Source organism: Neobacillus sp. DZ-9 (assembly GCF_059587065.1).
The window spans coordinates 1-25,775 of the sequence record NZ_JCAIOL010000020.1; the positions used below are offsets into that span (position 1 = coordinate 1).

Annotated in this window: 29 protein-coding genes and 1 rRNA gene; 29 read left to right on the forward strand and 1 reads right to left on the reverse strand. The window is 40.7% G+C overall.

Translation table 11 applies throughout. From position 1 onward, the window contains the following. Positions 1-149: 149 nt before the first annotated feature. From rrf to rsmI, 11 genes are all read left to right on the forward strand, one after another. Positions 150-266, forward strand: a 5S ribosomal RNA gene (rrf, locus tag AC59HZ_RS29645). A gap of 324 nt (positions 267-590) precedes the next feature. After that, complete coding sequence (locus AC59HZ_RS29650; RefSeq protein WP_496549316.1) at positions 591-809, forward strand: sigma factor G inhibitor Gin; 219 nt, start codon at positions 591-593, stop codon at positions 807-809. 163 nt (positions 810-972) lie between these two features. After that, positions 973-2,400 carry an aminotransferase class I/II-fold pyridoxal phosphate-dependent enzyme gene (locus tag AC59HZ_RS29655; RefSeq protein ID WP_496549317.1) on the forward strand — a complete coding sequence of 476 codons (1,428 nt, stop codon included), beginning with the start codon at positions 973-975 and terminating at the stop codon, positions 2,398-2,400. A gap of 29 nt (positions 2,401-2,429) precedes the next feature. After that, the gene (gene tmk, locus AC59HZ_RS29660) at positions 2,430-3,053 is read left to right on the forward strand and encodes a dTMP kinase (RefSeq protein WP_496549318.1); all 624 of its coding nucleotides are present in this window, start codon (positions 2,430-2,432) and stop codon (positions 3,051-3,053) included. A 106-nt stretch (positions 3,054-3,159) separates the two neighbouring features. After that, positions 3,160-3,489: a cyclic di-AMP receptor DarA gene (darA, locus tag AC59HZ_RS29665; RefSeq protein ID WP_223596413.1), complete on the forward strand. Its 330-nt coding sequence runs from the start codon at positions 3,160-3,162 to the stop codon at positions 3,487-3,489. A gap of 203 nt (positions 3,490-3,692) precedes the next feature. Next, a complete protein-coding gene (holB, locus tag AC59HZ_RS29670; RefSeq protein WP_496549319.1) occupies positions 3,693-4,700 on the forward strand; it encodes a DNA polymerase III subunit delta' in 1,008 nt (335 codons plus the stop codon). Next, entirely contained in the window at positions 4,693-5,520 is an 828-nt protein-coding gene (locus AC59HZ_RS29675; protein WP_223596411.1) for a PSP1 domain-containing protein, read from the forward strand. Before holB ends, AC59HZ_RS29675 begins: the two co-directional genes overlap by 8 nt. Before the next feature lie 12 nt (positions 5,521-5,532). Beyond that, on the forward strand, positions 5,533-5,904 hold the full coding sequence (yabA, locus tag AC59HZ_RS29680; protein WP_496549320.1) for a DNA replication initiation control protein YabA: 372 nt from the start codon (positions 5,533-5,535) through the stop codon (positions 5,902-5,904). Positions 5,905-5,950: 46 nt separating this feature from the next. Then, positions 5,951-6,691, forward strand: a complete 741-nt coding sequence (locus AC59HZ_RS29685) for a tRNA1(Val) (adenine(37)-N6)-methyltransferase (protein WP_496549321.1) — start codon at positions 5,951-5,953, stop codon at positions 6,689-6,691. Further along, the gene (locus AC59HZ_RS29690) at positions 6,681-6,968 is read left to right on the forward strand and encodes a GIY-YIG nuclease family protein (protein ID WP_496549322.1); all 288 of its coding nucleotides are present in this window, start codon (positions 6,681-6,683) and stop codon (positions 6,966-6,968) included. The genes AC59HZ_RS29685 and AC59HZ_RS29690 overlap by 11 nt, the downstream gene beginning before the upstream one ends. Beyond that, positions 6,946-7,818: a 16S rRNA (cytidine(1402)-2'-O)-methyltransferase gene (rsmI, locus tag AC59HZ_RS29695; protein ID WP_496549323.1), complete on the forward strand. Its 873-nt coding sequence runs from the start codon at positions 6,946-6,948 to the stop codon at positions 7,816-7,818. The genes AC59HZ_RS29690 and rsmI overlap by 23 nt, the downstream gene beginning before the upstream one ends. Before the next feature lie 77 nt (positions 7,819-7,895). Here the strand turns inward: rsmI and abrB are convergent, their stop codons facing one another. Continuing rightward, positions 7,896-8,180, reverse strand: a complete 285-nt coding sequence (abrB, locus tag AC59HZ_RS29700; protein WP_223596406.1) for a transition state genes transcriptional regulator AbrB — start codon at positions 8,178-8,180, stop codon at positions 7,896-7,898. A 481-nt stretch (positions 8,181-8,661) separates the two neighbouring features. Between abrB and metG the strand changes: the two genes are divergently transcribed. From metG to fin, 18 genes are all read left to right on the forward strand, one after another. Beyond that, complete coding sequence (gene metG / locus AC59HZ_RS29705) at positions 8,662-10,620, forward strand: methionine--tRNA ligase (RefSeq protein ID WP_496549324.1); 1,959 nt, start codon at positions 8,662-8,664, stop codon at positions 10,618-10,620. A 342-nt stretch (positions 10,621-10,962) separates the two neighbouring features. Then, the gene (locus tag AC59HZ_RS29710; RefSeq protein ID WP_496549325.1) at positions 10,963-11,730 is read left to right on the forward strand and encodes a TatD family hydrolase; all 768 of its coding nucleotides are present in this window, start codon (positions 10,963-10,965) and stop codon (positions 11,728-11,730) included. Between the two features lie 237 nt (positions 11,731-11,967). After that, positions 11,968-13,149, forward strand: coding sequence for a ubiquitin-like domain-containing protein (locus AC59HZ_RS29715; RefSeq protein WP_496549326.1), 1,182 nt, complete (start codon positions 11,968-11,970; stop codon positions 13,147-13,149). 495 nt (positions 13,150-13,644) lie between these two features. Beyond that, a complete protein-coding gene (locus AC59HZ_RS29720; protein ID WP_496549327.1) occupies positions 13,645-14,826 on the forward strand; it encodes a ubiquitin-like domain-containing protein in 1,182 nt (393 codons plus the stop codon). A gap of 203 nt (positions 14,827-15,029) precedes the next feature. Further along, a complete protein-coding gene (gene rnmV, locus AC59HZ_RS29725; protein ID WP_496549328.1) occupies positions 15,030-15,590 on the forward strand; it encodes a ribonuclease M5 in 561 nt (186 codons plus the stop codon). Next, positions 15,583-16,461: a 16S rRNA (adenine(1518)-N(6)/adenine(1519)-N(6))-dimethyltransferase RsmA gene (rsmA, locus tag AC59HZ_RS29730; RefSeq protein ID WP_496549329.1), complete on the forward strand. Its 879-nt coding sequence runs from the start codon at positions 15,583-15,585 to the stop codon at positions 16,459-16,461. The genes rnmV and rsmA overlap by 8 nt, the downstream gene beginning before the upstream one ends. Positions 16,462-16,735: 274 nt before the next feature. Then, entirely contained in the window at positions 16,736-17,653 is a 918-nt protein-coding gene (gene yabG / locus AC59HZ_RS29735; protein ID WP_496549330.1) for a sporulation peptidase YabG, read from the forward strand. A 202-nt stretch (positions 17,654-17,855) separates the two neighbouring features. Next, the gene (veg, locus tag AC59HZ_RS29740) at positions 17,856-18,119 is read left to right on the forward strand and encodes a biofilm formation stimulator Veg (RefSeq protein ID WP_205181638.1); all 264 of its coding nucleotides are present in this window, start codon (positions 17,856-17,858) and stop codon (positions 18,117-18,119) included. Positions 18,120-18,228: 109 nt separating this feature from the next. Then, positions 18,229-18,414 carry a small, acid-soluble spore protein, alpha/beta type gene (locus AC59HZ_RS29745; protein ID WP_496549331.1) on the forward strand — a complete coding sequence of 62 codons (186 nt, stop codon included), beginning with the start codon at positions 18,229-18,231 and terminating at the stop codon, positions 18,412-18,414. A gap of 190 nt (positions 18,415-18,604) precedes the next feature. Beyond that, a complete protein-coding gene (gene ispE, locus AC59HZ_RS29750; protein WP_496549332.1) occupies positions 18,605-19,474 on the forward strand; it encodes a 4-(cytidine 5'-diphospho)-2-C-methyl-D-erythritol kinase in 870 nt (289 codons plus the stop codon). Positions 19,475-19,571: 97 nt separating this feature from the next. Then, positions 19,572-20,405: a pur operon repressor gene (purR, locus tag AC59HZ_RS29755; protein WP_496549333.1), complete on the forward strand. Its 834-nt coding sequence runs from the start codon at positions 19,572-19,574 to the stop codon at positions 20,403-20,405. Further along, positions 20,402-20,776 (forward strand): 2-iminobutanoate/2-iminopropanoate deaminase, encoded by a 375-nt coding sequence (ridA, locus tag AC59HZ_RS29760; protein ID WP_496549334.1) that lies wholly within the window; start codon positions 20,402-20,404, stop codon positions 20,774-20,776. The genes purR and ridA overlap by 4 nt, the downstream gene beginning before the upstream one ends. 276 nt (positions 20,777-21,052) lie before the next feature. After that, positions 21,053-21,343 carry a septation regulator SpoVG gene (gene spoVG / locus AC59HZ_RS29765; protein WP_003347151.1) on the forward strand — a complete coding sequence of 97 codons (291 nt, stop codon included), beginning with the start codon at positions 21,053-21,055 and terminating at the stop codon, positions 21,341-21,343. 198 nt (positions 21,344-21,541) lie between these two features. Then, entirely contained in the window at positions 21,542-22,915 is a 1,374-nt protein-coding gene (gene glmU / locus AC59HZ_RS29770; protein ID WP_496549335.1) for a bifunctional UDP-N-acetylglucosamine diphosphorylase/glucosamine-1-phosphate N-acetyltransferase GlmU, read from the forward strand. A gap of 24 nt (positions 22,916-22,939) precedes the next feature. Further along, on the forward strand, positions 22,940-23,896 hold the full coding sequence (locus tag AC59HZ_RS29775; protein ID WP_430072537.1) for a ribose-phosphate diphosphokinase: 957 nt from the start codon (positions 22,940-22,942) through the stop codon (positions 23,894-23,896). Positions 23,897-24,038: 142 nt separating this feature from the next. After that, the gene (locus AC59HZ_RS29780; RefSeq protein WP_496549336.1) at positions 24,039-24,677 is read left to right on the forward strand and encodes a 50S ribosomal protein L25/general stress protein Ctc; all 639 of its coding nucleotides are present in this window, start codon (positions 24,039-24,041) and stop codon (positions 24,675-24,677) included. 132 nt (positions 24,678-24,809) lie between these two features. Beyond that, positions 24,810-25,370, forward strand: coding sequence for an aminoacyl-tRNA hydrolase (pth, locus tag AC59HZ_RS29785; protein ID WP_496549337.1), 561 nt, complete (start codon positions 24,810-24,812; stop codon positions 25,368-25,370). Between the two features lie 115 nt (positions 25,371-25,485). Further along, complete coding sequence (gene fin / locus AC59HZ_RS29790) at positions 25,486-25,716, forward strand: anti-sigma-F factor Fin (protein WP_496549338.1); 231 nt, start codon at positions 25,486-25,488, stop codon at positions 25,714-25,716. The last annotated feature ends 59 nt before the right edge of the window (positions 25,717-25,775 follow it).

Sequence of the window (25,775 nt, forward strand, 5' to 3'; positions counted from 1 at the left end):
TTGATAGGTCAGAGGTGGAAGCGCGGTGACGTGTGGAGCTGACTGATACTAATCGTTCGAGGACTTAACCAAGTCATTAAGGTGAACTCGTTTTTACAAACTTCTTCTGCATTATCTAGTTTTGAGGGAATGAACCCTTAAAAAACAAGTCTGGTAATTATGGCGAGAAGGTCACACCCGTTCCCATACCGAACACGGAAGTTAAGCTTCTCAGCGCCGATGGTAGTTGGGGCACGCGCCCCTGTGAGAGTAGGACGTTGCCAGGCACAAGAAAGAGACAATCCGAGAGGGTTGTCTTTTTGTATTGGGATTAATCTTTTTTCGTAAAATGAAAACTGGACTTTATTGTGGACACGGGAACTGAAAAAATAGAAGGCTGAGTCCACAATAGAGCTTATAGAGGACACGAGCAGTAGAAAAATGAAAAGTCAAGTCCACAATAGTGATCATCAATAAAAACAAACAAAAATTTACGGATTTTGAAAAGAATTCACCTATAGACATACACCCAATTGTGAAACGCAACATAATATAATAAAGAGTATTCAAAAAATTGTATACAAATTAAAATTGCCGGGCAGAATGGGTGTATGGAGGTGGAGGAATTGAGTTCATTTTTGGCACATAAACGTATTGAAGAGACGTGTGTGATTTGTGAGAATCTAAAACCAAAAGGCATACATCTATATACTTCTTTTATTTGTACCGACTGTGAAAATGATTTGATTCAGACAGATACAAATGATCCAAAATATAAATATTTCCTTAAACAGCTAAAAAAAATAAATACTCCAGAAATATTTTCATAACAAGTCCTTATGGGCTTTATTTTTTTGCCCTGAACTTAGTTGTTGATTTGCGCTCCAGGCGCTTCGCCTTCCGCTCCAATCAACAGTGTTAAAAAAGTCAACACTGCCCTTTAACTTGGCTTTTTGTTAAAATAGATGAGACTAAGTAAAGGAAGTATAAAAAATGACTCAATCCCAGAAGCCCTTATATGAAGCATTAATAAAACATATAGAACAGAAGCCTATTTCCTTTCATGTACCTGGGCATAAATATGGGGAAATTAACCTATCTCCATTTTTTCAGCCAATTCTGCAGCTCGATGCAACAGAACTGACGGGGCTGGATGATCTGCACTCGCCTGAAGAAGCCATCTTAGGGGCAGAAACCCTTTTAACTGACCTTTTTCAAGTAGAAAAAAGCTATTTTCTTGTAAATGGATCAACCGTCGGCAACCTAGCGATGATCATGGCAGCTTGTACAGAGGACGATACAGTTCTTGTTCAAAGAAACTGCCACAAATCTGTTCTAAATGCCTTAAAAATAGCAAAAGCAAACCCAATTTTTTTAGAACCGGAGTATAACCGGGAGTGGAAGGTGGCAGCTGGGATTACTCCAGAAACAGCAGTAAAAGCGATAAGCCAATATCCCAATGCAAAAGCCATCATATTGACCTATCCGAATTATTATGGGTTAACCACCCATGTACAAGAAATTATTGAACAGGCCCACCGGCATCAAATTCCCGTTTTAGTAGATGAAGCACACGGTGCACATTTTATCATCGGCCAGCCCTTTCCGGCTTCAGCTGCACAAATGGGAGCAGATTTGGTAGTGCAATCCGCACATAAAACCCTGCCGGCCATGACGATGGGTTCATACCTGCATTTTAATAGTAAACTCATTGAAAAAACCAAAGTAAAAGAATACTTAGAAATACTCCAATCCAGTAGCCCTTCCTATCCGATTATGGCGTCGCTTGATCTAGCCAGACATTATTTAGCCGGCTATGAGCAAAAGGACATAACCTTTTTACTAAAAGAAATCAATCGCTTTAAAGAGGAATTGGCAAAAATCACGCAGATTAAAGTCTTAGAGTATCCCAATCATCATGGAGATTGTTTAAAAATAACACTTCAATCCCGGTGCAGATTAACCGGCTTTCAAATTCAGAAGAAATTGGAAGAACACGCTATCTATACAGAATTAGCCGATCCCTATAATGTCCTTCTGATCCTTCCATTATTAAAACAAGGACAGAACTATCCATTGGAAGAGACGGCATTAAAAATCAAAACCATATTAGAAGATCTTCCTTGCCAAGAATGGAAGGATGACTATCAGACAGATTCCGGCAGGATTACAGGTCTGGCGATCCCTTACAAAGAGATGGATAGCTTAAAAGAGCAAGATATACATATAAATAATGCCGTGGGTCATGTTTGCGCTGAAACCATTATTCCTTACCCTCCCGGTATTCCCTTACTGTTAAAGGGTGAAAAAATAACAGCAGAAACACTGACTCAGCTTAAATCATTGTTAGAAGCAGGGGCGAGATTTCAGGGCGGCACAAACTTAAGAAAAGAGTTCATTAGCGTTTATATACATCATTAGATTTTAACAGTTTTGGAGGTTTTATTTGAATGAACAACGGAACATTTATTACATTTGAGGGGCCGGATGGTGCCGGTAAAACAACGATCATCAGCATGGTGGCCCAAAAGCTTGACCACGCCCTATTAACAAGGGAGCCAGGCGGCATTGATATTGCCGAACAAATTAGAAGAGTAATTTTAGACAAAGAAAATACCGCGATGGATCCCAGGACAGAGGCTTTGCTTTATGCAGCAGCGCGCAGACAGCACTTGATCGAACGAGTGAAACCAGCACTAGAGGCGGGAAGAGACGTTCTATGTGACCGGTTTGTCGACAGCTCCCTTGCCTATCAAGGCTATGCGAGAGGATTAGGAATCGACGAAGTATGGAGTATCAACCAATTTGCCGTTCAGAACTTAATGCCGGAGTTAACAATATACTTTGATATCGAGCCGGAATTAGGGCTGACGCGCATTAATAAAAATAAAGGCCGGGAAATTAATCGGTTAGATTTGGAAAATCTTGATTTTCACCATAAAGTCCGAGATGGATACCATCTCTTGATCGATCGCTTTCCAGAGCGAATTGTCAAAATCGATGCTTCTGGAACAATAGATGAGGTTTATAAAAAGACCTTAAAGATTGTCGAAACAAAATTAGCTGAAAAATAGCCTTCAAGTGAAGGCTTTTTTTTATGGCTAAATTTCCACTTAACATAAATCTGCTATAATATAGATATAGGAAATAGAATCGGTTTAATAGAGGAGAGGTTGTTCGATGAAACTAATTATCGCTGTTGTACAAGACCAAGATAGCAACCGGTTATCAAAGGCATTAGTAGAGAATAATTTCAGGGCGACAAAACTTGCCAGCACAGGTGGATTTTTAAAATCAGGCAACACAACCTTTATGATCGGGACCGAAGATATTCGCGTGGACCGTGCTCTCCAGATTATTAAGGATAACTGCAGGGCCAGAGATCAGCTCGTTTCCCCTGTCTCTCCAATGGGCGGGAATGCGGACTCTTATGTTCCATATCCAGTAGAAGTGGAAGTAGGCGGAGCCACGGTATTCGTCTTGCCAATCGAGCAGTACATGCATTTTTAAATATAAAGAATTAAATTTTGACTTTGAGAATTGTCTAGCTTCAGCGCCTAGGGGCTCGGGGTCATAAGCCAATCCGCCAAGAAGGCTAAAAGGCAAGCCTTCTCGTAGGCTCGTCTTATGCCTGTCGCCCCAGGGAAAAAATGAACTGCTTTTTTCCCTGGTCAAGGCGCTTCCGCATTTCTTTAATAAAGTGAGTGATAATTGTGGTTAAAACATGGGATCAACTAGAAGGGCTGCAGCCAGCCGTATTAAAGATGATAAAAAACAGCTTTGTAAAAAATCGAGTGGCCCATGCATATCTTTTTGAAGGCATGAAGGGGACCGGCAAAAAAGAAATAGGGCTTCTTTTGACGAAGTCCCTTTTCTGTGAGTCATTAAAAGATGGCTTTAAACCATGTGAGGATTGTAAAAATTGCCGTCGGATCAACCATGGGAATCATCCCGATGTCCATATTGTTGAACCGGACGGACTGTCGATAAAAGTCGATCAAATCAGAAGCCTGCAAACAGAGTTTGCAAAAAAGGGCTTAGAATCCTTGAAAAAGGCATACCTGATCATTCATGCTGATAAAATGAGCAATAGTGCTTCTAATAGCCTATTAAAATTCCTTGAGGAACCCAATGCTGAGACCGTGGCGATTTTAATAACCGAGCAGCCTCAGCAAATATTACCTACGATTCTTTCAAGGTGTCAAACATTAAAATTCCATCCATTATCTCCGCAGATTATGATTAAACAATTGGTGGAAAACGGTGTAGCACCCCAAATGGCACCGCTGTTAGCCCAGCTTACAAACAGCATCGATGAAGCGCTTGAACTAAATACCAATGAATGGTTTGCACAAGCCCAAAAAATAATGTTAAAATTATATGAAGTGTTGAGAAAGAATCCGTTAGAGGCGATGGTAACGCTTCAAAGCGATTGGTTCCCGCACTTTAAAGAGAAAGAACAGATTCAGCGTGGTTTAGATCTTTTACTTCTTATTTTTAAGGATTTACTATATATACAATTAGATAGGCAGGAGCAAATTGTTTTTAAAGGGGAAAGTGAGCGGTTAAATCAATTTGCCTTGCAAACATCCGGACGGCGTATATCGGAACAAATGTCAGCTATCCTTGAGGCAAAAAGGAAGCTTGCGGCTAATATGAATCCTCAGCTGATGATGGAACAGCTTGTGTTAAAATTGCAGGAGGGATCTTCATTTGTATGATGTTGTAGGAGTACGCTTTAAAAAAGCGGGGAAAATCTATTATTTTGATCCTGGAGACCTCTCAATTCAAAAAGATGATTTTGTCATTGTTGAAACGGTACGCGGCGTCGAATATGGAAGGGCAGTCATTCCCCGCAAGCAGGTAGGGGAGCATGATGTTGTTCTCCCATTGAAAAAGGTCGTTAGAATTGCAGACCCGAAGGATCGAATGATTGTTGATGAAAATAAACAAGCTGCCCAGGAAGCCTATGAAGTATGTAATGAGAAAGTAAATGAACATCAGCTGGATATGAAGCTAGTCGATGTTGAATATACATTTGACCGCAATAAGATCATCTTTTACTTTACGGCCGATGGAAGAGTCGATTTCCGGGAGCTAGTGAAAGATTTAGCGGCCATATTCCGGACAAGGATTGAACTCCGGCAAATTGGTGTCCGCGATGAAGCGAAGATGCTTGGCGGGATAGGCCCATGCGGCAGAATGCTTTGCTGTTCCACTTTTCTGGGTGACTTTGATCCCGTATCCATCAAAATGGCGAAGGATCAAAATTTATCGTTAAATCCTACGAAAATATCTGGTTTATGCGGCAGGCTTATGTGCTGTTTAAAATATGAAAATGATGAATATGAATCTGCTAAGGAGCAGCTCCCTGATTTAGGGGAAATCATTGAAACACCACAGGGTGCCGGCAAAGTGGTAGGATTAAATATATTAGAACGGGTTCTTCAGGTTGAACTAAAGGAACAAGAACGGGTTCTGGAGTATACTTTGGATGAAATCGTTAAAGAAGGGGCCTTTTCTATACAATCCACAGATTAAGAGGTGTACGCCGTGGATAAAAAAGAAATATTTGAATCAGTAAGTAATATGGAAACACAAATTGGAAGTCTTTACCAACAGCTTGGAGAATTGAAGCAGCATTTAGCCGAAATACTAGAAGAGAATCATTATTTAAAGCTTGAAAATGAACATCTAAGGCGCCGTTTAGATGTAACCACGGAAACAGAAAAGAAAGAAACAGGGGTTAAAAAAGGAGCTGCCCAATTGGGGGCACCTGTTATGAAGCCTTTTGATGTTGGGGAAGGATACGATAATCTTGCCCGTCTTTACCAAGAAGGCTTTCATATTTGCAATCTTCACTTTGGAAGCTTGCGCAAGGAAGGCGATTGCTTATTTTGCCTTTCCTTCCTTAATAAGAAATAGCTAAAGCCTTCCTTCAACAGGGAGGCTGTTTTTTTAGGAGGAATCTATGGTTATATTGAAGGAAGATGAGCGGCTTGATTATTTGCTTGCTGAAAATTTAAGGATTATTCAAAGTCCATCTGTATTTGCCTTTTCACTAGATGCCGTTTTGCTGGCAAGGTTTACGTATGTCCCGATTCAAAAGGGGAATTTAATTGACCTTTGCAGCGGCAATGGTGTGATCCCGTTGTTTTTAAGTGCCCGGACAAAGGGGAAGATTACAGGTATAGAAATTCAGGAGCGGTTGTATGATATGGCGGTTAGAAGTATTGAATATAACAAGCTTCAGGACCGATTAACCATGATTCATGGCGATATTAAAGAAATGCCCAAACAATTAGGCTTTGGAAAATTCGATGTTGTCACCTGTAATCCACCTTATTTTACGACACCCTCCGGGGAAGAAATCAATCCGAATGAGCATTTAGCTATTGCTCGCCACGAGATTCTCTGTACGCTCGAGGATGCAGTAAAAGCTTCAAGCCAATTGGTGCGCCAGGGCGGCAAAGTAGCCTTTGTACATCGGCCAGGGCGTCTCCTAGATATGATTACGTTGATGCGTCAATATAGGCTTGAGCCCAAGCGAATTCAGTTTGTCTATCCAAAGAAGGGGAAGGAAGCCAATACCCTTTTAGTCGAGGCAATTAAAGACGGCAGTCCCGATTTAAAAATACTTCCGCCGTTATTCGTCTATAATGAAAAGGATGAATACACACCTGAGATCCGAGAGATTTTATATGGTGCATAACGAACATTACTTTTATGTGTTAACCTGCCGGGATGGAAGCTTCTACGGGGGCTATACGAATAATCTTGAGCGCCGCCTAAGGCTTCATAATGAAGGAAAAGGGGCAAAATATACAAGGGGACGAGGCCCGGTTGAGCTGACCTTTTATAAAGAATACGATAATAAAACGGATGCCCTTAGAGCGGAGTACTACTTCAAAAGGTTATCACGGAAGAAAAAAATAGAGTTTTTAATGGAAGAAACGGGTGGATATAATGTGGCAGCAGAAAAGCTTTGAAAACGAAGAACACAAAGGTATTCTCTATCTAGTTCCTACTCCAATCGGAAATTTAGAGGATATGAGCTTTCGGGCTATCCGAATATTAAAAGAGGCAGACATGATTGCTGCTGAGGATACACGAAATACAAGAAAGCTCTGTAATTATTTTGAAATTGAGACGCCTGTTGTCAGTTATCACGAGCACAACAAAGAGACAAGTGGTGAAAAATTACTTCAAAAGGTTAAGGAAGGCCAAAAAATTGCCCTTGTCAGCGATGCGGGTATGCCGACGATTTCAGACCCGGGTTATGAGCTTGTGCAGGCCGCTATATCTGAAAAAATGACGGTAGTACCTTTACCAGGTGCTAATGCCGCACTCACTTCCTTAATTGCCTCAGGGCTTAGCTGTCAGCCGTTTTACTTTTATGGATTTCTAGGCAGAAGTAAGAAAGAAAAACGCTCTGAGTTAGAGGTTTTAAAAAAACAAACGGCAACGATCATTTTCTATGAATCACCGCATCGTTTGAAAGAAACATTAGCAATTATGCTTGAGATACTTGGAAATCGGAACATCGCCCTATGCCGGGAGCTGACTAAGAAATTTGAAGAATTTATTCGCGGCACCCTTGAGGAAGCAATAAAATGGGCCAATCAAGACGAAATTCGCGGGGAATTTTGTTTAATTGTAGAAGGGGCCACCGGTGAAGTTGAGGAAGAATCCAGTTGGTGGGAGAGTTTTACAATTGAAGAACATGTGAATCACTATATTTCAGAAAAAAAGATGGCATCAAAAGAAGCCATCAAACAAACGGCAAAAGACCGTGGCTTAAACAAGCGTGAGGTTTATCAAACGTATCATATTGAATAAAATTAAAAGCTCCAGAACCAATAAGGGTCTGGAGCCATTTATATTAAAGAAGTAAAAAGAAAATATCCGCTTTATTCTTATTTTGCTAATTCAAAGCTATTTTGAATTTCTTGAAGTAATTGCTCTGCACCTTCACGGCTAAGAATTAATTTCCCGCCAGCAAGTGCTAAATTATCATCAGAAACTTCACCAGTTACTTGACAAGTCATGTTTGGCTTATATTTCTTAAGGATGATACGATCATCATCAACATAGATTTCAAGAGCATCTTTTTCAGCAATACCAAGAGTACGTCTTAATTCAATCGGAATAACCACACGGCCTAATTCATCAACTTTACGAACGATACCAGTAGATTTCATTTATTATAATCTCCTCTCACTAATAAAAAAGTATATTTTCTATTCTACAATTCGTCATTATTCGACAAATTTTTCTTACCTTCATAATACCAGCCATTCCCATATTCGTCAATTATTTTTATTTTGAAAAATTAAGGAAAATTTTTCTCTATAATAAAACTACTGATTTAATAGGGTTTAACTGAAAAATTCTGCAATTAAACACTGTTTTTAATATTATCGTAGTGTAAATTCATTGCCATACGAATTCTACAATATTCGACAAATATCTACATAATCAGCATTTAAACAACATATATTTCGCTGTATGTCCTAATTTTATGGGTGTATAAGGAAAATATTTTAAAATGTTGGAAGTGAGGGATGGCGCTTTCTTGCACAAAAGTCCTTTTTTCGGTATATTTTGAGGATAGAAGCGGGAAGAAAGAGGCAATAATGGTCAGTAGGGTTAATGATTGCCGACCTAATAGGAGGAGTAAAAATGGAGGAAAAATTAAAGACTTTTTACCTAACGACACCAATTTATTATCCAAGTGGAAATTTACATATTGGTCATGCTTATACCACTGTTGCGGGTGATGCAATGGCCCGTTATAAGCGGATGCGAGGGTTTGATGTCAGGTATTTAACTGGAACAGACGAACATGGACAAAAGATTCAGCGTAAAGCGGAAGAATCGGGGATTACACCACAGCAGTATGTAGACGGGATGGTTGATGAAATTAAGGTCCTCTGGAAAAAGCTCGATATTTCTTATGATGATTTTATCCGGACGACAGAAGAAAGACATAAGCAAATTGTTCAAAAGATTTTTGCGAGATTGCTTGAACAGGGCGATATTTATCTCGATCAATATGAAGGATGGTATTGTACACCTTGTGAATCCTTTTACACCGACCGTCAGCTTGTCGATGGCAACTGCCCGGATTGCGGCCGCCCCGTTGAACTTGTAAAAGAAGAATCCTACTTTTTTAGAATGAGCAAGTATGCCGACCGCCTCTTGCAATATTATGAGGAGAATCCTGAGTTCATTCAGCCGGAATCCCGTAAAAATGAAATGATTAATAATTTTATTAAGCCTGGTTTAGAGGATTTAGCAGTTTCAAGAACGACGTTTGATTGGGGGATTAAAGTCCCTGGCAATCCGAAGCATGTCATCTATGTTTGGATTGATGCGCTATCTAACTATATTACGGCATTAGGGTATGGCACAGAAAACGACGCTAACTATTTGAATTACTGGCCTGCTGATGTCCATTTGGTTGGGAAAGAGATTGTCCGTTTCCATACGATTTATTGGCCAATTATGTTAATGGCCTTGGATATTCCGCTGCCAAAAAAGGTGTTTGCGCATGGCTGGCTGTTAATGAAGGATGGAAAAATGTCAAAGTCAAAAGGAAATGTAGTCGATCCGGTTACGTTAATTGATCGCTACGGCCTTGATGCACTCCGCTATTATTTATTAAGGGAAGTCCCATTTGGTGCAGACGGAGTTTTCACACCTGAAGGCTTTGTTGAAAGAATTAATTTTGACTTAGCAAACGATCTCGGAAATCTGTTAAATCGAACTGTTGCGATGATCGAAAAATATTTTGCTGGTGTGATTCCAGCGTATTCAGGTTCTGTCAGTGAATTTGATGATTCCTTGCTTCAAGTAAATCGTGAAACAGTCACAAAATACGAAGAAGCTATGGAGAAAATGGAGTTTTCTGTTGCGTTAACGTCCATCTGGCAGCTAGTCAGCCGGACTAATAAATATATCGATGAAACCCAGCCATGGAGTTTAGCTAAGGATGAGGCTAAAAAAGGTGAGCTTGCTAGTGTAATGATTCATTTAGCGGAATCGCTGCGCAGAACGGCCATTCTGTTAAAACCGTTTTTAACACGGACTCCTGATGGGATTTTCAAACAGTTAGGAATAGAAGAGGAAGGTCTAAAAGCATGGGAAGGTCTTGAAAATTTCGGATTGATTCCAAGCGGAACGAAGGTAGCAAAGGATGCTCCGCTATTCCCAAGACTTGAAATTGCAGAAGAAGTAGAATTCATTAAGACAAAGATGCAGGGCGGAACACCTGTTGCGGCTGAGGAAAAGAAAGAGGAAAAACCTGAGGCTATTGATGAAATCTCGATTGATGATTTTATGAAAATTGACCTGCGTGTAGCTGAAGTTATCCTGGCAGAGCCGATTAAAAAAGCGGATAAACTGCTAAAGCTGCAGCTGGACCTTGGCTATGAAAAGCGCCAGGTTGTTTCGGGTATTGCTCAATATTATAAGCCGGAAGAATTAGTGGGACGTAAGGTTATTTGTATAACAAATTTAAAGCCAGTTAAATTACGCGGTGAACTATCACAGGGCATGATACTAGCAGGTTCTAAGGACGGTCAGCTATCCCTTGCAACCGTTGACCAAACCCTGCCAAATGGTTCTAAAGTAAAATAATGTCTAAAGTGTCTAGTTCCACAAGTAATGCTTCGTCAGCATTAGCATCGCACGACTGAAAGCGATAGCTTTTAGGAGGAGCGCCTAGGGGCTCGGGGTCATAAGCCAATCCGTCGAGAAGGTTAAAAAGCAACCTTCCCGCCGGCTCGCTTATGCCTGTCGCCCCTGGACACTAAGGAAAGCTCCTTGGAATAATCATCGCAGGAACAAGCTGTGCTTGTTCCGAAGGCGCTTCCACTTTTCGATATAGAAATGTTCCACGTGAAACAAATTTCGGGACATTTCTATTTTTTTATTTATGGTATGACAAGGATATCTATTGTGAAAAAAGGAGCATATGAAATGTTATTCGACACACATGTACATTTAAATGCAGAACAATACAACGAAGACTTGCAAGAAGTGATTGAAAGAGCTCAAGCAGAGGGAGTTTCGAATATGGTTGTTGTCGGTTTTGATCGGCCGACGATTGAAAAAGCCATGGAATTGGCGGAAAACTATGAGTTTCTTTATGCCTGTGTTGGCTGGCATCCCGTCGATGCTATTGATATGACGGATGAGGATTTAGCCTGGATTGAGGAATTATCCCAGCATCCAAAGGTAGTCGCAATCGGAGAAATGGGCTTGGACTACCATTGGGACAAGTCTCCAAAGGAGATCCAAAAAGAGGTTTTTCGAAAGCAAATCAGGCTGGCTAAAAAAGTGAAGCTTCCTATTGTCATCCATAATCGGGAGGCGACAGCAGATATTGTGGAAATATTAAAAGAGGAAGAGGCTGAGGAAGTAGGGGGAATCATGCATTGCTTTAGCGGCAGTCCAGAAGTGGCGAAAGAATGCGTGAAGATGAACTTTTACATTTCACTTGGCGGTCCGGTAACGTTTAAAAATGCAAGAAAGCCGAAGGAAGTAGCGGCTGAAATTCCGTTAGATAAATTGTTAATTGAAACAGACTGTCCTTATTTAGCTCCGCACCCATACCGTGGCAAGCGGAATGAACCGGGTTATGTTAAGCTGGTTGCTGAGCAAATTGCCGAAATTAAGGGGCTAACATTAGCGGAAGTTGCCGAAGTAACGACACGAAATGCTAAAAAATTATTCGGCATAAACTGATAAGAGATTTTGTCGAATGGGCTAGAAGCTTGTCTTAATTTTTTCTGATAACAAAAAGTTCTACACGTCTCCTTTTCAACATAGGATTACCGTGTCGATAAGTTTTCCTTTGCAATTTTCCCAATATTATGCATAATTAAAAATACGTTCACAGGATAAGCAAGGGTTGACAGCCGGCAGCATGGTTCTCAATAATCTCTCCGAGAAAAGGAGGCGTTTTTCATCGTATTCAAAAACATGAAAAACCTGTTTTTCATGTCTTTGAGCGGGAGAAATTTGACCATTGCTTTTGCTAGTTTTGTAGTTTTGTTAACAACTCTTGGAATTCTTTTTTTTGAAGGATCAAAGAAAACTGTTGCAATTACTCTTAATGGCGAGCAAAAGGTCGTTAATACACATGCAGATACCGTCAAAGAGTTATTTGATGAACTGGATGTTTCACTTCGCTCACAGGACTACTTGTTTCCAAAGGCGAACGCAAAGGTGAAGGACCACCTTAAGGTCGTTTGGAAGCAGGCGAAACAGGTTACCATTGTCAAGGACAACGAGAAGAAAACGATTTGGACAACAGCCGGGACAGTGGCTGAGTTCTTAAAAGAGCAGAAAATTGTTTTGAACGCACATGATCAAATCTCACCAAAACCAGAAGCGGCAATCCAAAATAAGCTGAAGGTCGGCATTAAAAAAGCCTTTAATCTAACCTATGTTGACAAGGGCAAAGCACAACAAGTTTGGACCACTTCGACTACGGTCGCTGACTTTTTAACGCAGCAGGGTATCAAGGTAAATCCATTAGACCGAGTTGAACCAACACTGACAGAAAGAGTGAAAGAAAATGGTGTTGTTAACGTCATCCGAGTAGAAAAGGTCACCGATGTAGTGGAAGAACCTGTTGAATTTGCCGTGGTAACGAAAAAGGATGAAGGTTTAGAAAAAGGTAAAGAGAAGATCTTATCAGCTGGTAAACATGGCCGTGTTTCCAGGCAATATGAAGTTTTACTTGAAAATGGCAAGGAAGTTTCAAGAAAATTACTTAATGAGCAGATGATTGCAGAGAAGCAAGATAAAGTTGTGGCTGTCGGAACGAAGGAATTATCTTTACAAGTTTCCCGTGGCGCAGTGGAAACGGGAAAAGAGTTTTATGTTAATGCAACCGCCTATACAGCAAATTGTAACGGCTGTTCAGGACGTACTGCAACCGGTCTTAATCTCCGTGCTAATCCAAACATGAAAGTTATTGCTGTTGATCCGAGAATTATTCCGCTCGGAACAAAGGTTTATGTCGAAGGCTATGGCTATGCTGTTGCAGCTGATACAGGCGGGGCAATTAAAGGGTATATCATTGATGTATTCATGCCGTCTAATGCAGATGCATATCGCTGGGGACGTAAGAAAGTCAAAATTACAATTTTACAGTAATTTACTTAGGTGCAGAGGGTCCTATCCTCTGCATTTTTACTTTTTCATTATTTTTTTATACTTAACAACGAATAGTTACTAGGATTTTTTCACTATGTTTTATACTTTAATGTATGATTGCTTTTGATAATATAGACGATTGATATTACAAAAATGTTTCAATTTTTTTTCAAATATTTTTATTTAATTTGCAGGAAGAAAAACGGACGGAATTTGAATTAGAGATCTTAAAGAATCAAACGGCAACGAGTAGCCTAAAAATCCATAAAAATAAAAGGCGGCAGCTTATCCCTGAAGCGGTGTTAGAAATAATGTTTTCTGATTATTCGTTTATTTCGGACATGTTATTGCAATATAAATGCCACGAATGTAAACGATTTAATATCTCCCTGTTCTTTGTTTCAGAAAAATCTATGTTACGTTTATGTTAACTTAGCAACCAAAGAGTCACCTAAGGAGATTCAAAAGGAGGCGTTTTTCATCGTATTCAAAAACATGAAAAACCTGTTTTTCATGTCTTTGAGCAGGAGAAGTTTGGCCATTGCTATTGCTAGTTTTGTAGTTTTGTTAACAACTCTTGGAATTCTCTTTTTTGAGGGATCAAAGAAAACTGTTGCAATTACTCTTAATGGCGAACAAAAGGTCGTTAAAACACATGCAGATACCGTCAAAGAGTTATTTGATGAACTGGATGTTTCACTTCGCTCACAGGACTACCTGTCTCCAAAGGCGGATGCAAAGGTGAAGGACCACCTCAATGTCATTTGGAAGCAGGCGAAACAGGTTACTATTGTGAAGGACAACGAGAAGAAAACAATTTGGACAACAGCCGGGACTGTGGCTGAGCTCTTAAAGGAGCAGAAAATTGATTTGAATGCACATGATCAAATCTCACCAAAACCGCAAGCGGCACTCCAAAATAAGCTGAAGATTGGCATTAAAACTGCCTTGAATTTAACCTTTGTTGATAGCGGTAAATCCCAGCAAGTTTGGACCACTTCGACTACGGTCGCTGACTTTTTAACACAGCAGGGAATCAAACTAAACACATTGGACCGAGTTGAACCAGCACTGACAGAAAAAGTGAAAGACAATGGTGTTGTTAACGTCGTCCGGGGAGAAAAAGTCACCGATGTAGTGGAAGAACCTGTTGAATTTGCCGTAGTAACAAAAAAGGATGAAGATTTGACAAAGGGCACAGAAAAAACATTAAAAGCTGGTAAACAAGGCCGTGTTTCCAAGCAATACGAAGTTTTATTTGAAAATGGCAAGGAAGTTTCAAGAAAGTTAATTAGTGAGCGGATGATTGCAGAAAAGCAGGATAAAGTTGTGGCTGTCGGAACGAAAGATTTATCTTTGCAAGTTTCCCGTGGAGCAGTAGAAACGGGAAAAGAGTTTTACGTTACAGCAACGGCCTATACAGCGAATTGTAATGGCTGTTCTGGGCGGACTGCGACGGGTCTAAATCTCCGCGCTAATCCAAACATGAAAGTCATTGCTGTTGATCCAAGAATTATTCCGCTCGGAACGAAGGTTTATGTCGAAGGCTACGGCTATGCTGTTGCAGCTGATACAGGCGGGGCAATAAAAGGCTATATCATTGATGTTTTTATGGCGTCTAATTCTGATGCGTATCGCTGGGGACGTAAAAAGGTAAAAATAAAAATTTTAAATTAATATTTTTCAATGATGCAGAGGGTCCTTTCCTCTGCATTTTTACTTTTTGTTTGTTTTTCATTATACTTAAATTCGAATACATACTAGTATTTTTTCACTGCGTTTTATACTTTAATGTATGAATGCATTGATAATATAGACGATGGACATTACAAAAATGTTTCAAGTTTTTTTCGATTATTTTTTTTATTTTTGGAGGAAGAATGAAAATCCGAGAAATTATTGTAGTGGAAGGCAAGGATGATACGACAGCGATTAAAAGAGCGGTAGATGCGGATACAATTGAAACGAATGGTTCTGCAGTCAATCAAGCTACCATTGAAAAGGTACGGCGCGCCCAGGAAACAAGGGGTGTGATTATTTTTACAGATCCAGACTTTCCCGGCGAAAAAATCAGAAAAACAATCGCCGAAAAGGTCCCTGGTTGCAAGCATGCTTTTTTACCGAAGGAAGAAGCGCTTGCTAAACGCGGCAGGGGACTTGGTGTTGAGCATGCCAAGCCTGATGCGATCCGTGAGGCCTTGAAGGATGCGCAAGTCATGCATGAAACGATTTCAGAAGAAATTTCCCAAGAGGATTTAATCACAGCCGGACTTATTGGCGGTGAAGGATCTAAAGAGCGCCGAATCCTGTTAGGAAAACTTTTGAAAATAGGTTATACAAATGGAAAACAGCTTCATAAACGCTTAATGATGTTTCAAATTAGCAAACAGGAATTTGCAGAAGCATTGGCTATTGTTAGGCAGGAGGAAAACAATGAATAAAGATATTGCAACACCCGTTAGGACAAAAGCGATTCTTGAAAAATACGGATTTTCGTTTAAGAAAAGCCTGGGACAGAATTTCTTAATTGATACAAATATCTTAAAAAAAATTGTAAGTTTCGCGGATTTGACCGAGGACTCTGGAGCGATTGAAATTGGGCCGGGGATTGGGGCGCTTACAGAGCAGCTCGCTCGTTCTAGCAAAAAGGTCGTTGCGTTTGAAATCGACCAAAGATTGCTGCCGATTTTAGCGGATACCCTTTCACCATATCCGAATGTCAGCATCATTCATAAAGACGTGCTAGCAGCGGATGTCCAGGCTGTGATGGCTGAACACTTTGCCGGCATCGACGATGTTATGGTGGTGGCGAACTTACCTTATTATGTGACGACCCCGATTATCATGAAGCTGCTGGAGGATCAGCTCCCAATCCGCGGCATCGTTTGTATGCTCCAAAAAGAGGTCGCAGACCGGATTTCGGCCAAACCTGGGACAAAGGATTATGGCTCGCTTTCTATTGCTGTTCAGTACTATACAGAAGCTGAGACGGTGATGATTGTTCCGAAAACGGTGTTCGTGCCGCAGCCAAATGTTGATTCAGCAGTAATCAGGCTGATTAAGCGGGAGAACCCTGCTGTCAGTGTCAAGGATGAAACATTCTTTTTCCAAGTGACAAAGGCTAGTTTTGCACAAAGAAGAAAAACTTTGCTAAATAATTTAACGAGTCAGCTGCCGGACGGGAAACAAAAGAAAGAGGACATCCTAGCGGCACTAGAAGCCAGCCGAATCGAACCTTCACGAAGAGGCGAGACCCTGTCATTAGAGGAATTCGGCCGCCTCGCAGACGAACTATATCCGTATTTCCATTAGACCTTTTTAGAAGGTCTTTTTTTATTTGGCACAGTGCCCGTGAAAGCATATTAAACGGATCATAGTCCCTGTGAAATCTTCAAAAGGACAATAAAGCAAACTTTAATCACATCTTAGGCATTATGAGTTATCCGCCTAAGAACCTATCAATAAAATCCTTATCATAAATAATCCTATTTATCGTTCGTCACAGGGACAAAGCCGGCGGCATAGCCTATGGGAGAAACTTTTATTTTGAAAGGCCTTCTTTGCTGGTCTAATTGGAGTGACGGCAGTGGATATAAAATTAATGGATATTGTCGGCAGACGTTCGTACAACTGTGACATTCTTTTTCGTGTTATCGATTTTCGAAAAATAAATGACCAGAAATTTGCGATCCTTTACGGGGAAGATTTTCGCATCGTAGCAGATGCTCCATATAATGATTTGGTTGTCATTAACCAAGCCGAGAGATTAAAGCTCACAAAAGAATATAGGACACTTGAAGAACAGTCACTAAGACTTTTTACACAGGATGTTGATTTACTGAAACAGAGACAAGAATATCATGCAACAGGCGGGTATGTGAAGCCAAGCAATTATTTTCAGATCCCAGGCAAAGTCCTGCATTTAGATGGAGATCCCTCTTATCTAAAAAAATGTATGACTCTGTACGAAAAAATTGGAGTCCCTGTTTTAGGCATCCATTGCAATGAAAAGGAAATGCCGAATAAAATCGGCGAATTAATGGATTATTACCGGCCGGATATTCTCGTCATCACCGGGCATGACGCCTACTCAAAGGCAAAAGGAAAAATGAACGATATCAACGCCTATCGGCATTCAAGGCATTTTGCCCTAGCCGTTAGGGAGGCAAGGAAAAAAGTGCCTCATCTAGATCAACTGGTTATCTTTGCGGGTGCATGCCAATCACACTTTGAATCCCTGATTCATGCAGGTGCAAACTTCGCAAGCTCTCCCACAAGAGTCAATATACACGCACTTGATCCAGTATACATCGTTGCCAAAATTAGCTTTACCCCGTTTATGGAAAGAATCAACGTTTGGGAGGTTTTGCGAAATACGTTAACAGGAGATAAGGGGCTGGGCGGCATCGAAACAAAAGGTGTTTTAAGAACAGGTATGCCTTATCGACCAATCCCGGACGAGGATGAAGAAGAAAATAAAAATCAAGATACTGAGACAGTATAAGCCTTTGAATCCCTGAGGCTTATTTTTTTTAATAATGTACACATATTCCATTGACATTAAGGTAACGATAGGAATGTTGAAATTTAGAAGAAAAAGTAGAAGAAAAAATATTGACAAACTTTTTGTCGGACTGATATAATTTATATTTTTGTTTGACAGAACTATGTCAGTGTGTTATACTTTACATAGTGAGGTGGACCGAATGCCAAAAACCTTAGCCGATATTAAAAAGGCTCTTGACACAAATTTAGGGAAAAGATTATTGCTGAAAGCAAATGGCGGACGCAGGAAAACAATTGAACGTTCAGGTGTTTTAGCTGAAACTTACCCATCTGTTTTTGTTATTGAATTAGATCAGGATGAAAATTCATTCGAGCGCGTGTCTTACAGCTATGCGGATGTATTAACAGAAACAGTTCAAATTACATTCTACGATGAAGCAGCAGGACATGTAGCATTAAGTTAGTATATAAGCAATGAGTGGCAGTAAACTTAGGTTTACTGCTTTTTGCTATCATGAAAAACCATTTTTCCCCCCATACTAATAATGCTGCAGCTGGAAAGGGGTTGTTTAGATGGGCAGAAGAAGAGGGATTATGTCAAGCCAATTTAAAGAAGAGCTTGCAAAAGACCTTGGTTTCTATGATGTTGTTCAAAAAGAGGGTTGGGGCGGCATCCGGGCAAAGGATGCAGGGAATATGGTCAAACGCGCCATAGAGCTTGCAGAAGCACAGTTGGCCGGCAGAGGCCGTCAGTCTTAAGCCTAACAAACGCACTTCCGCTTGTAATTTAAACGAATCACTGCTGCAGCAGGGCCAGGGGGATATTTCCTCTGGCCTTTAAATTTCACCATATAACCCCAATGCGCTTGCGCTTTACTAGTCGTTTTGTGGTAAAATGGACAAAATGTGGATTGCGGAATATTGCACTATATAGAAGTAGGTGGACCTATTGAAGCTTTTAGTCAAAGCACCGGCTAAAATCAATTTAGCACTAGATGTTTTACATAAACGTTCCGACGGCTATCACGAGGTTGAAATGATCATGACGACCATTGATTTAGCCGATAGGGTGGAACTGACCTTATTAAATAAAGATCAAATACATATTCTTTCCCATAATCGCTATGTACCGGATGATCAAAGAAACTTAGCCTATCAAGCAGCACAGCTGTTAAAGACACGCTTTCAGGTGAAAAAAGGTGTCATGATCGCCATTGAAAAAACCATTCCTGTCGCAGCTGGGCTTGCGGGCGGGAGCAGTGATGCTGCCGCTACTTTACGAGGCTTGAATAAGCTATGGGATCTCGGCTTATCACTAGATGAATTAGCAGAGCTCGGGAGCGAAATTGGTTCGGATGTGTCCTTTTGTGTTTATGGGGGCACAGCTTTAGCGAAAGGCAGAGGAGAAATGATTACCGAACTTCCGCCGCCGCCGACATGCTGGGTGATTCTCGCTAAACCCTTTATCGGAGTTTCGACGGCTGAGGTCTATCGACGCTTAGATATCAACAGAATGAACCATCCCGATATCGGACAAATGGTCGAGGCGATTAACAGCCGTGATTATCAAAAGGTTTGTCAAAATGTAGGTAATGTGTTAGAGGATGTTACCTTAAATCTTCATCCTGAAGTGGCGCAAATAAAGGAGCAAATGAAGCGTTTTGGAGCGGATGCCGTCTTAATGAGCGGCAGCGGGCCAACCGTTTTTGGAATTGTCCAGCATGATTCGAGAATGCACCGAATCTATAACGGCCTTCGAGGATTTTGTGACCAGGTATTTGCAGTTCGTATGCTGGGAGAACGGCACTCACTTGATTAAATCCGAACATTATTGGTATTTTTATGGCAAACACTTGATTAGAAGCGTACAATAATGATATCCTCTAATTAGAATATTCGGCTTTTGGGGGTTTGTTATGAAATTTCGTCGCAGTGAACGTTTGATTGATATGACCAACTATTTATTGGACCATCCTCGCCAATTAGTACCGCTAACGTATTTTGCCGAGCGCTATGCTTCGGCTAAGTCTTCCATCAGTGAGGATTTAGCCATCGTCAAGGAAACCTTTGAACAAAGAGGAATCGGAACTCTGCAAACAGTGCCCGGAGCCGCTGGCGGGGTTAAATTCATTGTAAAAATTAGTAAAGAAGAAGCACAGCCATTCATGAATGAGCTTTGCGGCTTAATTGCCAAACCTGATAGGCTCTTGCCTGGAGGGTATTTATATTTAACGGATATTTTAGGAAATCCTTCCGTTGTGCAGCAAGCCGGACGAATTATTGCCTCAGCCTATGCAGAAGCCAAAATTGATGTGGTGATGACCGTTGCCACTAAAGGAATTCCGCTGGCCTACGCAGTAGCCAGTCAATTAAATGTTCCGGTAGTTATTGTCCGAAGGGACAGTAAAGTTACTGAAGGGCCAACCGTCAGTATTAATTATGTGTCTGGGTCAGCTAAGCGAATCCAAACCATGGTTCTCTCAAAGCGAAGCATGAAGGAAGGTTCGCGCGTTCTTATTGTTGATGATTTTATGAAGGCTGGCGGCACTGTCATGGGTATGATCAGTATCATTGAAGAATTCAATTCCCAAGTCGCCGGCATTGCTGTATTAGTGGAAGCGGAAAAAATTGAAGAGCGGTTGGTTGATGAATATATATCGCTTGTCCAATTATCTGATGTGGATGTAAAAGAAAAAAAGATTAATGTTCAAATAGGGAATTATTTTAATAAACAGGGGGAGATCGTATGAAAGTAGTTCAAACGAATCAAGCGCCAGCAGCCATCGGGCCATATTCTCAAGGAATCATTGTCAACAATTTATTTTACAGTTCAGGACAAATTCCGCTAACAGCAGAAGGTACATTGGTGACTGGAGACATTAAAGAACAAACCCATCAGGTTTTCCGCAATTTGCAGGCTGTGCTTGAAGAAGCAGGAGCATCCTTTGAAACCGTTGTAAAAGCTACTGTATTTATTAAAAATATGGATGAATTTGCGGCAGTTAATGAAGTATATGGGGAATATTTCTCCACGCATAAACCGGCACGGTCCTGCGTTGAGGTTGCCCGTTTGCCAAAAGATGTGTTAGTTGAAATTGAAGTAGTAGCGCTCGTGAAATAAACGAGCGTTTTTTTTTATTACTTTGAGAATTGTCCAGCTCCAGCGCCTAGGGGCTCGCAGGTCTACAGCCAATCCGTCGAGAAGATTAAAGAGCAACCTTCCCGCCGAATCGTCTTATGCTTGTCGCCCCTGAACAAGGCGCTTCCGCTTTTCTGTCAAAAGTTCACAATTTCGTCCTATTTTTTAAAAAAATTTTGAAAATAAAGAAGGAATAAGCAATTTATTTGTTGAATTTATTTAACTAGCTTTTTATCTTTAGGAAAAGGGTGTGAGCACATGGAAGTAACTGACGTAAGATTACGCCGGGTTAATACGGATGGAAGAATGAGAGCGATTGCATCAATCACATTGGACAATGAATTTGTTGTTCATGACATTCGTGTTATTGACGGGAACAACGGTTTATTTGTAGCTATGCCAAGTAAACGTACTCCTGATGGAGAATTTCGTGATATTGCGCATCCAATCAATTCAGGAACACGCGGTAAAATCCAAGAAGCTGTATTGGCTGAGTACCACCGTTTAGGTGAATTGGAAGTAGAATTTGAAGAAGCCGGAGCTTCCTAAGGATTATTGCAACTAGGGCCTTTCTTCTAAGTAAGGCTCTTTTTTATTGTTTTCAAAAACCCACGAAACGATCTTCTGTCCTCTACTAAAAAAACTCAAAATTACAACAATAGACACATATCCTTCATTCCTTGAAAAGCCGCCCCATTTACGTTAATATTTTTAGTGGATAAAAAGGTTACATTGGAGGACTTGAACATGCCCAATCGTTATGCTGTGATTTTGGCCGCAGGACAAGGAACGCGGATGAAATCTAAGCTTTATAAAGTATTACACCCAGTTTGCGGTAAACCGATGGTCGAGCATGTGGTTGACCATGTGGAAAAGCTGAATGTCCAGGAAATGGTCACCATCATTGGACATGGAGCGGAAATGGTGAAAGCCCAGTTAGGCGGCAGGAGCCATTATGCACTTCAGGAGAAGCAATTAGGTACAGCACATGCCGTTATGCAGGCTGCAAGCATGCTGGAAGGAAAAGAAGGCGTTACCATCGTTGTGTGTGGTGATACCCCGTTAATTAAGGCTGAAACGATGGAGTCCTTGTTTAAACACCATGAAGATTTAGCGGCCAAAGCAACGATCCTTACAGCTAGAATTGACGACCCAACAGGATATGGCCGAATCATTCGGAATGAAAAAGGCCTTGTTGAGAAAATTGTCGAACATAAAGATGCTACGGAAGACGAGCGTAAAGTAAATGAAATCAATACAGGAACCTACTGTTTTGACAATGCTGCTCTCTTTGAAGCATTAAAAAATGTTTCTAATGACAATGTACAAGGAGAATACTATTTACCAGATGTCATTGAAATCCTGAAAAAACAAGGTGAAATTGTTACAGCCTTTCAAACGGAGACAATCGAAGAAACGCTGGGCGTCAATGACCGGGTTGCCTTGTCGGAAGCAGAGCGAATTATGCGAACTCGTCTGAATGAGATGCATATGCGCAATGGGGTGACAATCATAGATCCTGCCAACACCTACATTGGAACGGATGTTGAAATCGGTCAGGATACCATTATTTATCCTGGCACTATTTTAACAGGAAAAACCATTATCGGTGCGGAATGTAAAATTGGACCAAACACAGAAATTGACACGTGTGAAATTGGGGATGAAACGGTCATTCGTCAATCAGCAGCCTTTAAAAGCGCGATTGGTTCCCACGTCAATATTGGACCATTTGCTCACATTCGCCCTGATTCAAATATTGATGACGATGTAAAAATCGGAAACTTCGTCGAAATTAAGAAGGCTGTATTCGGAAAAGGAAGCAAAGCCTCACACTTAAGCTATATCGGCGATGCCGAAGTCGGCAGTGATGTAAACATCGGCTGCGGCTCGATTACAGTGAATTACGACGGAAAAAATAAGTATTTAACCAAAATTGAAGATGGAGTCTTTATTGGCTGCAACTCCAATCTTGTTGCCCCGGTCACGATTGGAAAAGGAGCCTATGTAGCTGCCGGATCCACGATTACAAAAGACGTACCAGGCGAGGCTTTATCCATTGCCCGTGCTAAACAAGTGAATAAAGAAAATTACGTTGCAAAGCTTAACTTAAAGAAATAAGCGAATGATTCCAGGAGGGCCCTCATGTCAAATCAATATTTAGATCCAAATTTAAAGGTATTCAGTTTAAATTCAAATCTTCCGCTTGCAAGAGAAATTGCAAAAGTAATTGGTGTCGAGCTTGGAAAGAGCTCGGTAACAAGATTCAGTGATGGAGAAATTCAGATCAATATCGAGGAAAGTATCCGCGGCTGTGATGTATATGTTATTCAGTCAACCAGTTCACCAGTGAATGAAAATATCATGGAATTATTAATCATGATTGATGCCCTAAAAAGAGCATCAGCGAAAACGATTAATATCGTAATGCCTTATTATGGCTATGCACGTCAGGACCGTAAAGCGCGCTCCCGCGAGCCAATCACGGCGAAGCTTGTTGCAAACCTGCTTGAGACAGCTGGTGCAACCCGTGTCCTTTGCTTAGATTTACACGCACCACAAATTCAAGGTTTCTTCGACATTCCGATTGATCACTTGATGGGTGTACCTATTTTAGCAGATTATTTTTCAAATAAAGAATTAAACGGTGATATTGTTGTTGTTTCACCGGACCATGGCGGGGTTACAAGAGCCAGAAAAATGGCTGAACGTCTAAAAGCACCAATTGCGATTATTGACAAGCGCCGTCCAAGACCGAATGTGGCTGAGGTTATGAATATCGTTGGTAATATTGAAGGGAAAGTAGCGATATTAATTGATGATATCATTGATACCGCAGGAACGATCACATTGGCAGCTAACGCATTAGTAGAGAATGGTGCATTGGAAGTATATGCATGCTGTACACACCCTGTCCTTTCAGGCCCAGCGATTGAAAGAATCCAAAATTCAAAAATTAAGGAATTAGTGGTGACTAACTCTATTGCTCTACCAGAAGAGAAAAAGACCGATAAAATCATTAATTTATCTGTCGCACCGTTAATTGGGGAAGCGATTATCCGTATCCACGAAGAACAATCTGTAAGTACCCTATTTGATTAATAGGCCATAATTAGGATCTGACTTTTTGGGTCAGGTCCTTCTTCGCTATAAGTGTTATTTTTTGCAAAAAAATGTTTAGTCCTTCCTATTTTAGGGCAATTTTATATAGAATGTTTTATCCAAAATAGGAAGGTGACAATTCATGAGTACTGTTTTACAAGCAAAAGAACGGAAAGAACTCCGCCATTCGGCATTACGGAAAATCAGAGATAATGGGAACATTCCTGCGGTCATCTATGGAGCAAGAGTGGATAGCAAGCCTGTCTATGTCAGTTCAGCTGATTTAACGAAGACAATCCGCGCTGTCGGCCGTAATGGGGTCATTTCACTTGATGTTGAGGGCAGCAAACAGGATGTTATCTTAACCGATTATCAAGAGGATTTTATTAAAAAAGAAATTCTTCATGTTGATTTCTTAGCAGTAGATAAATCATCCAAGATCAACGTTAATGTAAGACTTGCTCTTGTAGGTGAAGCAATCGGAGTAAAGGATGGAGGGGTCCTTCAGCAGCCGCTTCATGAAATTTCAATCACGGCAACCCCTGATAATATTCCACAGCAAATTGAAGTCGATATCACGAACCTACAGGTCGGCGAAAACATAACTGTTGGCGATATTCCATCGGGAGGTGGTTTCAGCATTAACAACGAGGATGAAGAAGTCGTTGCGTCTATCCTGCCTCCTAAGGCCGAAGAGGAAATTAATGCTGGGGAGCAGCAAGAGGGCGGCCACCCTGATAATGAAGAAGGAAGAGAAACCACTCCAGTTGGAGAAGAATAGAAAGAAAGACGTAACCTATCCTTGGTTACGTCTTTATCGCATTTCCATAGAAAATATATTATATTATGGGAGATAGCTATGTTCCGAAATTTTTTTAAAAGGTTGGCTAAACCAAAAGAGGAGGGACCACCTATGAAATTAATTGTTGGTTTAGGAAACCCGGGGAAACAGTATGACCAAACAAGGCATAATATCGGTTTTGAAGTCATTGATGCCTTATCAAGCAAAATGAATATACCGCTTAATCAATCCAAATTTAAAGGATTATATGGGATTGGTTTTCATAAAGGAGAAAAGATTCTTCTCTTAAAACCTCTTACATACATGAATTTATCTGGAGAGTCGATCAGAGCTGTAATGGACTATTACCAAATCGAGTTAGAGAATCTGCTAGTTATTTATGATGATCTCGATTTGCCCGTCGGAAAAATCAGACTGCGTCAAAAAGGAAGCCCTGGCGGACATAACGGAATTAAATCAACTGTGGCCCATTTGGGCACGCAGCAGTTCAACCGCATACGAATTGGAATTGACCGCCCTGAGCCGGGAATGAGCGTTCCGGATTATGTTTTAGGACGTTTCCGTCAGGATGAAAGGCCTTTGACACAGGAAGCTGTGAAAAAAAGTTCTGAGGCTTGCGAAGTGTGGCTCGAGAAGCCTTTCTTACAGGTGATGAATGAATATAATCAGTAAGTATTCATGATACGAGCCAATATGTCATAGAATAAAATGCATAAGAAACTAGTTGAATAAGTTCCTCCTATCAGGTTAATACTAGAAGGGAATCGTAGATTAGGGAGGGACATGTGTGGCCATCCATTACCATTGTCGGCATTGTGGTACGAACCTTGGTTCCATTGATAAAGCATCTATACACTCAGAATCCCTTGGTCTTCATAAATTAACGGATCAGGAAAGAACTGATATGGTTGCATATGATGCATCTGGCGATATTCATATCACGGCTATCTGTGAGGACTGTCAGGAGGCTTTAGAACGGAATCCAGACTACCATCAATACGATTACCTTATTCATTAACCAGCTTTGGATGCTACTCCAAAGCGTTTTTCTATTTATATTTTTCTAGTAATGAAACA